The 11,280-nt window shown below is 66.0% G+C and carries 12 protein-coding genes; 10 read left to right on the plus strand and 2 right to left on the minus strand.

All coding sequences use genetic code 11. The annotated features are described in order from the left end of the window. Positions 1-77: 77 nt before the first annotated feature. The 10 genes from mqnC to VLA96_09440 all read left to right on the plus strand — a co-directional run bounded on the left by mqnC (position 78) and on the right by VLA96_09440 (position 9,509). Complete coding sequence (gene mqnC, locus VLA96_09395) at positions 78-1,124, plus strand: cyclic dehypoxanthinyl futalosine synthase (protein HSE49407.1); 1,047 nt, start codon at positions 78-80, stop codon at positions 1,122-1,124. A 25-nt stretch (positions 1,125-1,149) separates the two neighbouring features. Further along, positions 1,150-2,850, plus strand: coding sequence for a carboxypeptidase-like regulatory domain-containing protein (locus tag VLA96_09400; GenBank protein HSE49408.1), 1,701 nt, complete (start codon positions 1,150-1,152; stop codon positions 2,848-2,850). A gap of 212 nt (positions 2,851-3,062) precedes the next feature. Beyond that, complete coding sequence (locus tag VLA96_09405; GenBank protein HSE49409.1) at positions 3,063-4,640, plus strand: cellulose synthase family protein; 1,578 nt, start codon at positions 3,063-3,065, stop codon at positions 4,638-4,640. Continuing rightward, a complete protein-coding gene (locus VLA96_09410) occupies positions 4,640-5,869 on the plus strand; it encodes a cation:proton antiporter (GenBank protein HSE49410.1) in 1,230 nt (409 codons plus the stop codon). Before VLA96_09405 ends, VLA96_09410 begins: the two co-directional genes overlap by 1 nt. Positions 5,870-5,898: 29 nt before the next feature. Then, positions 5,899-6,090 (plus strand): hypothetical protein, encoded by a 192-nt coding sequence (locus tag VLA96_09415; GenBank protein HSE49411.1) that lies wholly within the window; start codon positions 5,899-5,901, stop codon positions 6,088-6,090. A 60-nt stretch (positions 6,091-6,150) separates the two neighbouring features. Beyond that, the gene (locus VLA96_09420) at positions 6,151-6,342 is read left to right on the plus strand and encodes a hypothetical protein (GenBank protein HSE49412.1); all 192 of its coding nucleotides are present in this window, start codon (positions 6,151-6,153) and stop codon (positions 6,340-6,342) included. A gap of 95 nt (positions 6,343-6,437) precedes the next feature. Continuing rightward, positions 6,438-7,778 (plus strand): Xaa-Pro peptidase family protein, encoded by a 1,341-nt coding sequence (locus VLA96_09425; GenBank protein ID HSE49413.1) that lies wholly within the window; start codon positions 6,438-6,440, stop codon positions 7,776-7,778. A 98-nt stretch (positions 7,779-7,876) separates the two neighbouring features. After that, positions 7,877-8,038, plus strand: a complete 162-nt coding sequence (locus VLA96_09430) for a hypothetical protein (GenBank protein ID HSE49414.1) — start codon at positions 7,877-7,879, stop codon at positions 8,036-8,038. A gap of 4 nt (positions 8,039-8,042) precedes the next feature. After that, positions 8,043-8,615 (plus strand): biotin transporter BioY, encoded by a 573-nt coding sequence (locus VLA96_09435; GenBank protein HSE49415.1) that lies wholly within the window; start codon positions 8,043-8,045, stop codon positions 8,613-8,615. Between the two features lie 33 nt (positions 8,616-8,648). After that, a complete protein-coding gene (locus VLA96_09440) occupies positions 8,649-9,509 on the plus strand; it encodes an MqnA/MqnD/SBP family protein (protein ID HSE49416.1) in 861 nt (286 codons plus the stop codon). A 12-nt stretch (positions 9,510-9,521) separates the two neighbouring features. Here VLA96_09440 and VLA96_09445 read toward each other — a convergent pair whose 3' ends face one another. Together VLA96_09445 and VLA96_09450 are read right to left on the minus strand one after the other, a co-directional pair. Then, entirely contained in the window at positions 9,522-9,893 is a 372-nt protein-coding gene (locus tag VLA96_09445; GenBank protein ID HSE49417.1) for a hypothetical protein, read from the minus strand. After that, the coding region (locus VLA96_09450; protein ID HSE49418.1) for a hypothetical protein at positions 9,890-11,280 on the minus strand (1,391 nt) is incomplete at its 5' end. The genes VLA96_09450 and VLA96_09445, both read right to left, overlap by 4 nt.

Consider the following 11,280-nt stretch of genomic DNA (forward strand, 5'->3'; position numbering starts at 1 on the left):
ACTTGCGGGCGTGAGGCCGCCACAGCGGCCGGGAGCCCGCAGCCGAGATCCCGAGCGCAGCGAGGGACCTCTACCAGATGAGTCTCACGCGCCAGCAGGCTTTGGACCTTTTCCGCTCCGACGACCTGGTCGGCATCGGGATGGAGGCCGATTCCCTCCGCCGCAAGCTGCACCCCGAGGGCGTGGTCACCTACATCATCGACCGCAACATCAACTACACGAACCTCTGCACCGAGTACTGCACCTTCTGCGCCTTCTACGCGCCCATCAAGGGGCCGGGCCGCGCCAGGGGCTACGTGCTCGACTTCCAGCAGATCTACGACAAGATCCAGGAGACGGTGGAGTTCGGCGGCACCGGCGTCCTGATGCAGGGCGGCCTGCATCCCGACCTGAAGCTCGACTGGTACGAGCAGATGCTGCGCGGCATCAAGCAGCGCTTTCCGCAGATCCACCTGCACTGCTTCTCGGCGAGCGAGATCATCCACTTCGCCGAGCTGAACGGGCTTTCCATCCGCGACACCATCGCGCGCTTGCGCGACGCCGGGCTCGACTCCATCCCGGGCGGCGGCGCCGAGATCCTCGACGACGAGGTGCGCCACAAGGTCGCGCGCCTGAAGTGCCTCACCGAAGACTGGCTCAACGTCCACCGCACCGCGCACGCGCTCGGCATGCGGACGACCGCGACCATGATGTTCGGCGTGGGCGAGACCTTCGAGCATCGCGTGAACCACTTCCAGCACGTCTACGACCTGCAGCAGGAGACCGGGGGCTTCACCGCGTTCATCCCGTGGACCTTCCAGCCGAAGAACACCGCGCTCGGCGGCCGCGGCTGGGACGAGGCCACCTCGGTCGAGTACCTGAAGACGCTCGCCATCGCGCGGCTGTTCCTCTCGAACATCGAGAATGTGCAGTCGAGCTGGGTCACGCAGGGCCTGAAGGTCTGCCAGATGGGACTGCGTTTCGGCGGCAACGACGTCGGGTCGGTGATGCTGGAAGAGAACGTGGTGCGCGCGGCAGGGACGACGAACTGCACGACCGAGGAGGAGCTGCGCCGCATCATCCGCGATGCCGGCTTCCGCCCCGCGCAGCGGGACACGCTGTACACGAAGTTCTTCCTGAACTAGGCTTTCTCCGACAGGTGGCGCTCTCATGCGCTTCTGGATATCGCTCGCACTGTTGCTCGGCACTCTCCCTTCTCCGGGGCAGGATGGCCCCTCCAAAGCGGTATGTGAGGTCCGCGGCGTGGTCGTACGCGCCTCTGACGACGAGCCGCTGCCACGCGCCAAGGTAAAGCTCGGTTCGTTGACCGGAAGGCGCGACGAAGGGTCGTCCGAACGCGAGCGCGAGAGCACGAGCGCGGAGGATGGCAGCTTCGAATTCCGCGACCTGCCTTGCGGGCGCTACGCGCTCTCGGCCGAGCGCACCGGCTTCTTGCGCGCCGACTTCGGGGAGCGCGGGCCAGACCGGCCAGGCGCGCCCCTCACCCTGACCGCGGGCGAAAAGCTGCGCCCGGTCAAGCTACGGCTGACGGCCGCGGCGGCTATCACCGGCCGCGTCGTCGACGCCGATGGCGAGCCGGTCAGCCGCATGCAGGTCGTTGCCCTGCGCATGTTCCGGCGCGGCGGCAAGCCGCAGGAAGACTCGGTCGCATTCGCGCAGACCAATGACCTGGGAGAGTACCGGTTGCACACCCTTCCGCCGGCGCGGTATTACGTGCGTGCCGGCGGTTCTGAGGGCAACGGAGCCTTCGGGTGGAGCATGAACTTCGCCGCTCCCCAGGCCGGGAAGCCCGCGCGCCTGGTCAACGTGCCTACTTATTTTCCCAGCGCCACGCAATTAGAACAGGCGAGTCCGCTGGAGCTCAAAGCCAGCGACGAAGTGCGGGCCGACATCCAGCTCCAGCGCGCGGCCGCGCTGGCGATCCGCGGCCGCGTGATCGGCGGCGGAAAGCAGACCCAGGTCATAGCGCTCGCGCGCGAGTCCGAGGCCAAGACCGCCCAAGTAAGGCCGGACGGGAGCTTCGAGATCGCGGACCTCATACCCGGGGAATACGTGCTGATGGCGATGTCACCTGCTGAAGGATCCTCCGACGAGAGCGACTGGGCCGCGGTGCGCCGAGCGTTTCAGCAAGTCAGTGTGACTAACTCCGACCTCGAAGGCGTGACAATCACCCTCGAAGCCGCCGGCCGGTTCTCTCTCGCGGGGAAGGTCGTATCGCGGGATCCGAAGATCGACCTGAGCAAGGTCTTCATCCAGGCGGCCCAAGACGACGACACGGTCGAGCTCAGTGCGCGCAATTATTTCGGATTGCGGCAACCTGCCTTCGCCCGCGCGAAGCGCGACGGCACCTTCGTCCTCAAGAACCTAGCGCCGGGTGAATACCGTGTGGGGGTCTATGAGATCGGCAGGGTTGGCGGCAGCTGGTATCCCGAGTCCGTCCGCCTGGGAAGCATCGACGTGCTGACTTCCGGATTCCGCATTACCAACGCGAACCCGCAAGGCACGCTCGAGATCGTGCTCAACGATGCCGCGGGGAGCATCACTGGTACCGTTACCGATGCCGACGGCCAGCCGCTAACAGGCGTCACAGCCGTTGCCGTTCCGGCTGCGCCGCTTCGGAAGACCGTCAACCAGCGCCGCGGCACGACCGACCAGAACGGCCGCTTCCTCCTCGAGTCGCTCAGGCCGGGGCAGTACACCGTCCTAGCCGTGGACGGTTCGGAATGGACGGTCGACTTCGGGGATGCTGATTTCCTTGCGCGTTATGAATCGCAAGGCAAGCGCGTGACCGTGGGCGAGCGGCAGACGGTCTCGGTCGAGCTCCGCTCCATCACGGTCGAGCCGGAGTAGGTAGCCCGCACCTCGTCCGTAACGGCGGCGCCGCCTACGTCCTGTACAATCTTTGGTTTACCTGTCCCGTTCGGGGCGGACCAGCCGGAGGAGTTCCGCTGCAACTACTGGCCACAATCTGGAGCTACGGGTGCGCCTGGGCGGCGTCCCTCTACCTGTGGGCGGCGCAGAACAAGGGCGCCTGGGAGACCATCAAGCGCACGGTCAGCCGCGTGGTCACCAACCCGTTCGTGGTGTACGAGGGCGGCAAGAGCCGCCCGCTCTACCAGCTCGACGGCTTCGACCTCTCCATCCTGCTTCCCTACTTCGCGGTGATGATCGTGCTCGCGACCTACGGCATGCACCGCTACCAGCTCGTCTGGATGTACTACCGCAACAAGCGGAACAAGACGACCGAGCCGCCGGCGCGGTTCGCGGAGCTGCCGCGCGTCACCATCCAGCTGCCCATCTTCAACGAGCAGTACGTGGTCGACCGGCTGGTGGACTCGATCTGCAAGCTCGACTACCCGAAGGACAAGCTCGACATCCAGGTGCTCGACGACTCGACCGACGAGACGGTCGAGGTCGCGCGCGCGGTGGTGGAGCGCTACGCCGCGGTCGGCAATCCCATCACGCATCACCATCGCACCAACCGCGAGGGCTTCAAGGCGGGCGCGCTGCACGAGGGCCTGAAGACCGCGGAGGGCGAGTTCGTCGCCATCTTCGACGCCGACTTCGTCCCGCCGGAAGATTGGCTGATGAAGGTCGTGCACCACTTCACCGATCCCAAGGTCGGCATGGTGCAGACGCGCTGGACGCACCTCAACCGCGACTACTCGTTCCTCACCAACGTCGAGGCCATCCTGCTCGACGGCCACTTCGTGCTCGAGCACGGCGGGCGCTCGCGCTCGCGCGTCTTCTTCAACTTCAACGGCACCGCCGGCATGTGGCGCCGCCAGGCCATCGACGAGGCCGGCGGCTGGGAGCACGACACCCTCACCGAGGACACCGACCTCAGCTACCGCGCGCAGCTCAAGGGCTGGGAGTTCAAGTACCTGCAGGACGTCGAGTGCCCGGCGGAGCTGCCCATCGAGATGACGGCGTTCAAGGTCCAGCAGGCGCGCTGGGCGAAGGGCCTGATCCAGTGCGCGAAGAAGGACCTGCCGAAGGTCTGGCGGTCGAACGCGCCCTGGCGCGTGAAGCTGGAAGCGTTCTACCACCTGACGGCGAACATCTCGTATCCGCTGATGATCCTGCTCTCGGTGCTGCTGTTGCCGGCGATGGTCACGCGCTTCTACCAGGGCTGGTTCCAGATGCTCTACATCGACCTGCCGCTGTTCCTGGCGTCGACCTTCAGCATCTCGTCGTTCTACCTGGTGTCGCAGAAGGAGCTGTTCCCGAAGCAGTGGCCGCGGACCTTCCTCTACCTGCCGTTCCTGATGGCGCTCGGCATCGGGCTCACGCTCACCAACACGCGCGCGGTGATGGAGGCGCTGTTCGGCTACCAGACCTCGTTCAAGCGGACGCCGAAGTACCGCGTGCAGAAGAAGGGCGACGCCGTCCTGGCAAAAAAGTACCGGCGGCGGCTGGGCATTGTGCCCTGGATCGAGCTCGCCGTGGGCTGCTACTTCGCGCTCACCGTGTGGTACGCCCTCGTCAACCAGAACTACATCACGGTGCCGTTCCTGGTGCTGTTCGTCTTCGGCTACTGGGCGACCGGGCTGATGTCGCTGCTGCAGGGCCGCTTCGAGCGCGCCACCGGCCGCGGCACCGCCGAGCTGCACGAGAAGCCGTTCCCGGTCGGCGTCTGATGTCACAGACCGGCATGTTCGCCTTGCTGGGCGCGATGCTCGTGCTCGGCTTCCTGGCGAATCGCGCCTTCCAGATCACGCGCGTGCCCGACCCCATCGTGCTGATGATCGCCGGCGTGCTCGCCGGCCCGGTGCTTCACCTGGTGGGCGAAAATGCCTTCCAGCCGGTCATCAACGTATTCGGTACCCTGGCGCTGCTGCTGGTGCTGTTCGAGGGCGGGCTCGAACTCAACGTTCGCGAGACGATGCGCCACTTCCCCGGCGGGTTTGTGCTCGCATTCCTCGGCTTCGTCATGTCAGCTGGAATGGTGGCCCTGGTCGCGCGCTTCGCCATCACCGGCATGGGCTGGAGCGGCGCGCTGCTGATCGGCGCCGTGCTGGGATGTACGTCCAGCACCGTCGTCCTCCCTATCCTGCAGCAGGTGCGCGTGCACGACTCCACCAGGGTCGTGCTGCTGGTGGAATCGTCGCTGGCGGACGTCATCGCCGTGGTCGGCGTCGGCATCCTGGTAGACGTCACCAGCCTGGGCGGAGCGCTGCTGGGCTCCCTGCTGGGCGGCTTCCTCTCCAAGGTGCTCATCTCGCTGGTCACCGGCGGCGTGGCTGGGTTCCTGTGGTCGCGCGTCTTGCCGCGGCTGCTGCGTGCCAGGTTCTGGTACGTGCTGACTTTCGGCGCGGTCCTGCTCGTCTATGCGGGAACCAGATCGATCGGCGGCAGCGGGCTCATCGCCGTGCTCTGCTTCGGGGTGACGCTCGGCAACATCCGGCCGGTCACGCGCACGCTCGCCGACGCCGCCGCTTCCGAGCGCCTCTCCAAGGAAGCGTACCTCCAGGTGCTGGCATTCCATTCCGAGCTGGGGTTCCTCATCCGGACCTTCTTCTTCTTCGTGCTCGGTACGCTGGTGCAGCTCGCGGATGCGGAGTTGCTGGTCGCCGCGCTGGGCATGTTCGCGGCCATCGTGGTGGCGCGCGCTCTCGCGGTGCAGGCCAGCCGCTGGTCGTGGCAGGTACCGCGCGAGGACCGCAGCCTCGTCTTCTTCATGATGCCGCGCGGGCTGGTGACCGCGGTACTGGCGGTGCAGGTCATCGAAGCCCGCGGCGCCGATTTCGAATGGCTTTCTCCCATCGTGTTCCTCATCATCCTGCTCACCAGCGCGGTCGTCGTGCTGGGCACGTGGAGGGCGTCCGCGGCGCAGGCGGGGCTTGCCTCCACCGCCCCAACGCTGTAACTTTTTCTCCTGCGGTGCCTCTCATGCCCATGCGTCGCCTTTCCATCGCCGCGCTTCTGCTCGTTGCCGCCACCGCCTACGCGGGCGACAACCTCAAGCTCAATCCCAAGCTCGACTACGACTCCGATTCGCTCGACGGCCCGCTCATCTCGGGCGAGCGCATGACCGAAGGCCTGGTCAAGGGCAAGGTCAACTACATCCTCATCGTGGGCGAGGGTTGATGGAATTCCAAGCGGCAGGCTCGCCGCTCCGTCACGCTCTATGAGAAGTACAAGGACCGCGTGAACTTCGTCGTCATCGACATGGACACGCACCTCTCCAACGACCAGCTCCAGCTCGCGCGCCGCTACTATAAGGGACTGATCCCGCACGTGGTCGTCACCGACCGCTTCGGCAAGCCGGTGTACGACGACTCCGGCGAGGTCGAGGAGAAGACCATCATCAAGTCCATCGAGAAGGCGCTCTCGAAGTAAGGCTCCACCACAAAGGACACGAAGGCTTCACGAAGGGCTTCGTGCGACCTTTGTGTCCTTTGTGGTATCGCTTTTCGTTACAATCGGCCTTCGCCATGAGAGCCACTCGAACGCTTGTCATCGCCCTCCTTCTGCTTTCCCCGTTAGCCGCCGCGATCGAGCGGCAGCCCAACGCCGACTACCGCGCGCGCCGGCAGAAGCTCGCGGACGCCGCCGGCACCGGCGTGGTCGTGATGTTCGCCGCCACCGAGGCCGAAGGTCCGAACGCGCTCTACGGCTTCCGGCAGGACGACGACTTCTACTACCTGACCGGCTGGTCGGAGCCGGGCGCGGCGCTCCTCATCGCGCCGGCAGCGAAGGCGGTGGGCGAGAACAAGGAGCGCCCCTACACCGAGATCCTCTTCCTGCCGGCGCACAACGCGACGCAGGAGAAGTGGACCGGCCCGAAGCTCGGCCCGGAGAACCCGCGCGCGAAGGAGCTGACCGGCTTCGACGACGTGAAGGTGCTCGACCAGATGCGCGACGAACTGGTGCGCCTGCTGCCGGCGCCGCGCGCGACCGTCTACTCGGACCTCGCGGCCTGGGACGAGAGCCGGCCGGCGACCATCCCGCTGCAGTGGCTGCGCCGCGCGAACTCGTTCCCCAACTACATCAGCTTCGAGGACGCCGCGCCGCTGGTCGCGCGCCTGCGCATGACCAAGGACGCGGGCGAGCTCGCGCTCATCAAGAAGGCGACCGACGCCTCCGTCGCGGCGCACCTGGCGACCTTCCAGGCGATCAAGCCGGGCGTGACCGAGCGCGAGATCTCCGCGCTCATGCAGTACGAGTTCGGGCGGCGCGGCTGCGAGCGACCCGCGTACGCCCCGATCGTCGGCTCGGGCCTCTACTCGACCGTGCTGCACTACTCCGCCGACTCCCAGACCATGCAGGCCAGCGACGTGGTGGTGATGGACGTGGGCGGCGAGTACTCGATGTACGCCACCGACATCACGCGCACGCTGCCGGTCTCCGGCAAGTTCACGGCGCGGCAGCGCGAGATCTACGACATCGTCTACGGCGCGCAGCAGGCGGCCATCGCGGCCTTCCAGCCGGGCAAGTCGGCGCTCAGCGGCCAGAGCCCGAACTCGCTCTACAAGGTCGCCTACGACTACATCAACACGCACGGCAGGGATTCGCACGGCCAGCCGCTGGGCAAGTACTTCATCCACGGGCTCGGGCACCACGTCGGCCTGAACGTGCACGACGCCAACGACCCTTCCGTGCCGCTCGACAAAGGCATGGTGTTCACGCTCGAGCCCGGCATCTACATCCCGGAAGAAAAGCTGGGGATCCGGCTGGAGGACATCTTCTACGTCGACGCGAACGGCAGGCTGGTGAACATGAGCGCGGCCATCCCGCGCACGGCGGAGGAGATCGAGAAGGCGATGGGAAAGTAAGTCTTCAGACCTCAGACTTCAGCCTTCAGGGATGTGAGGGTTTCCTGAAGACTGAAGTCTGAAGACCGACGACTTTTGTTAGACTATGCACCTTATTCATGCTGGCGCTGTTCATCATCCTGCTGCTCTCGCTGGTCGCGATCCTGGGCACCACCATCGCGCTGTACCTGCGAGTGCGCCGGCAGTTGCAGGCCTCCGAGACCGCGTTGCGCGAAGCGCTGCACGAGCTGGAGCATGAACGAGAATCGACCAAGGTCTGACGCTATGAATCGAGCCGCCGAGAAGATCGCTCCCCGCACCCACGTGGAAGTCCCCAGCCTGCTGCTGGACGCCGGCCTGGTGGTCGCCGCCAGCGCGCTGGTCGCGCTCGCCGCACGCTTCAGCCTGCCGCTGCCGGGGACGCCGGTGCCGCTCTCGCTGGTGAACTTCGCGGTGCTGCTGGTCGGCCTTACGCTGGGCGCCAAGCGCGGCTTCGCGGCGCTGGTCCTGTACTTGGCGGAAGGCGCCGCGGGATTGCCCGTGTTCAGCCCGGCCGGACCGGGCGGCATCCTGCAGCTCCTCGGTCCCACCGGCGGCTTCCTGATGTCGTACCCGTTCGTCGCGCTGCTGGCGGGCTGGGCATTCCGCGCCGGCAAGCGGGACTTCAAAGGCGCGCTCATCGGCGCCACCGCGGGCGAGCTGCTGCTCTTCGCTCTGGGCGTGAACTGGCTGCTGCTGCTGTTCCGCGTGCCGCTCTCCCAGGCGGTCGCGTGGGGCCTGTATCCATTCTTCGCGGCGGAAGTGCTGAAAGTCGTCGCGGCCGCCGGGCTCGCGAGCCGCTGGAGTTTGCGCAAGTAGCCCCTCCTGATAGAGACTGAATAAGACCCTCCCATGCCCTCGGCAACTTCCACCAAAGTGCGCGACATCTCGGTAGCGCACTCGCCCGACTCCGACGACGCCTTCATGTTCTACGCGCTCGCGACCAACAAGGTCCGCGTACCGGGGCTGAAGTTCAACCACACGCTCACCGACATCGAGACGCTCAACCGCAAGGCGCGCGAGGGCAAGGGCTTCTACGACGTCACCGCCATCAGCTTCCACGCCTATCCTTATATCCAGGATAACTACGCGCTGCTGCCCTCGGGCGGCTCGGTCGGCGAAGGCTACGGCCCGATGATCATCGCCTCCAAGGCGCTCTCGGCCGAAGAGGTCACGAGCAGGAAGATCGCCATCCCCGGCACGCTGACCACGGCGTACCTCGCGCTCAAGCTGTTCGCGCCGCAGGTCGAGACCGAGGTCGTGCCGTTCGACCAGATCATGCCGCAGGTCGAGGCCGGCAAGTACGAAGCCGGGCTCATCATCCACGAAGGCCAGATCATGTACGACCGTCACGGCCTGCATAAGGTCGTGGACCTCGGCAAGTGGTGGCGCGACAGGACCGGGCTGCCGCTGCCGCTGGGCGGCAACGCCATCAAGCGCTCGCTCGGCAAGGAGACCATCGCGCAGGTCTCGAAGGCCCTGAAGGACTCCATCCAGTACGCGCTCGACCATCGCGACGAGGCGCTGGAATACGCCATGCAGTTCGCGCGCGACCTCGACCGCTCGCTCGCCAACCGGTTCGTCTCCATGTACGTGAACGAGCGGACGGTGGACTACGGCGAGGAAGGCCGCCGCGCCATCAAGCTGCTGCTGGACGAGGGGCACAAGGCGAAGATCATCCCGCACAAGGCCAAGGTGGATTTCGTGGAGTAGAGGCGCCCGCTTCTACTTGTGCTTCTCGAGCAGGCTGGTGTCGGAGACGTAGTACTTCCCGATCAGGATGCCGATCTTGACCGCCGAGTCCGCGTCGAGGTCATTGAACTCGAAGCCGGCGCAGCCGTGTTGGAAGTAGCAGAAGGTGGCGTGCACGTGGATGTTCAGGTCTTCGTGCGGGTCGACGATGACGAAGCTCTGCTTCTTCTCGGTCTTGAAGTGCGTCTCGTCGGTGGTCGTCATGAGGAAGCCGCCGCGGCCGAGCTGGCGCACCTCGCCCTGCTTCGCGCCCTTCGGCGTGGTGACGTAGACGCCCGACTTCGCATCGACGTCGATGCGCTCGAAGCGGCGCCGCTCGTGCTTCAGGTCTGCCTGGCTGGTCATTGCAGTTTCTCCGGGAACGGCTGGACCGGATCGATGTCCACCGGGATGTCGGTGACGGTTTGCAGGGCGGATTTTAGCTCACTTGGCATGGAATCGTACTTCTTAAACCACGCCTCGGCGCGGGCGCGGTCGCCGGTGGCCTCGATCTCCAGCAGCTCCTTGGCGAGCTTCTCGATGGCGCCCGGCATCTTGGCGTAGTCGATCTCGTAGCGGCCGTCCTTCATGCGGCGGATAGCGCCCTGCTCGCTCAGGTAGTTGAACTCCATCATCTCGGCGCGGCCGTGCGCCTCCGCGATCGAGAAGCGCACCGTGCGGAAGATGCCGGCAACATGCGAGGCGTAAATCTCCTCCAGCCGGTCCTTGGGCATCTTGCCGTTGTCCATCAGCCACTTCAGGCCGAACAGCCCGGTGACGTCGGCCTTGGCCTCTTCCAGCCCGGAGAACGTCGGCCCGATGGCTTTGCGGATATCGAGCTGCGCGCCGTTGACGCGCGCGTACGCCGGTCCCAGCCCGTGGCAGATCTCGTGCATCACCACGCCGGCCAGGTAGCCTTCCGCCGACGCCTGCGCCGCCTGGTCGGCCCGCATCAAACGCTTGCCGATGGGCAGGATGACTTCGTGCACGCGCGCGTCCATGTAGTTCTTGAAGAAGATCTTCTTGGTCCCCTTCTCCTGGTGGATGCGGGGGTCGTTGGGCAGATTGTCGGCCACGGCCTGGTAGCCGTGGCGCAGATCGCCGGCGCGGTACGGCGTGTCCATCACTTCCATCGGCGTGATCTGGCCGCGCTTCGACGGCCGGTCCTCGGGCGCGAGCGGCAGAGCGTCCTGGATGTCGGGCACGAACTTCTGGTACGTGGCGAGCTTCGCGCTCTCCGCCTCGTTGCGGACCAGCACCGCGGCGCCGTAGCTGGTCTTCACGCCCAGCACGTCGTCGAGATAGGTCTCGTAGGGCGCGAAGATGATGTCGAACTTCGGGTTCTTCAGATCGAGCCACGCGATGTCCGAGGCGTAGTAGTCATCGGAGAGCAGCGCGTCGGCGCGCAGCCGCAGGAACTTGGCGAAGTCGGGCTCGTCGGAAAGGTCAGCGGCCTCGCGCAGCGCCTTCGCGGCGGGCTCGAGGAAGTCGCGGTAGGCGATCTTGTACGGGACGCCGATCAGCTCATCGCCCTTGCGGCGGATCACGGTGGTCCCGCTGTACAGCTCGGCGCTCTTCTCGGGATGCTGGGCCACGTACGCTTCAAGTTCGTCGCGCGTCAGGCCGTCGGGCATGAGCGCGCGCCCGGGGGCGAACTTCGCGCCCTTCACGAACGGCTCGTGCTCCGCCAGCAGGTCGAAGCGGCTGCCCATGATGCGCAGCATCCGCGCCAGCTTCTTGCTGGTAGCGTCGG

The organism is Terriglobales bacterium (assembly GCA_035457425.1).
Taxonomy (GTDB): domain Bacteria; phylum Acidobacteriota; class Terriglobia; order Terriglobales; family Acidobacteriaceae; genus JACPNR01.

What these genes read in the sequence shown, in the direction of transcription:
- VLA96_09425 (HSE49413.1), top strand. Translation starts at nt 6,438, where the DNA reads ATGAGAGCCACTCGAACGCTTGTCATCGCCCTCCTTCTGCTTTCCCCG.
- VLA96_09415 (HSE49411.1), top strand. Translation starts at nt 5,899, where the DNA reads ATGCGTCGCCTTTCCATCGCCGCGCTTCTGCTCGTTGCCGCCACCGCC.
- VLA96_09435 (HSE49415.1), top strand. Translation starts at nt 8,043, where the DNA reads ATGAATCGAGCCGCCGAGAAGATCGCTCCCCGCACCCACGTGGAAGTC.
- VLA96_09400 (HSE49408.1), top strand. Translation starts at nt 1,150, where the DNA reads ATGCGCTTCTGGATATCGCTCGCACTGTTGCTCGGCACTCTCCCTTCT.
- VLA96_09430 (HSE49414.1), top strand. Translation starts at nt 7,877, where the DNA reads ATGCTGGCGCTGTTCATCATCCTGCTGCTCTCGCTGGTCGCGATCCTG.
- mqnC (HSE49407.1), top strand. Translation starts at nt 78, where the DNA reads ATGAGTCTCACGCGCCAGCAGGCTTTGGACCTTTTCCGCTCCGACGAC.
- VLA96_09445 (HSE49417.1), bottom strand. Translation starts at nt 9,893, where the DNA reads ATGACCAGCCAGGCAGACCTGAAGCACGAGCGGCGCCGCTTCGAGCGC.
- VLA96_09410 (HSE49410.1), top strand. Translation starts at nt 4,640, where the DNA reads ATGTCACAGACCGGCATGTTCGCCTTGCTGGGCGCGATGCTCGTGCTC.
- VLA96_09440 (HSE49416.1), top strand. Translation starts at nt 8,649, where the DNA reads ATGCCCTCGGCAACTTCCACCAAAGTGCGCGACATCTCGGTAGCGCAC.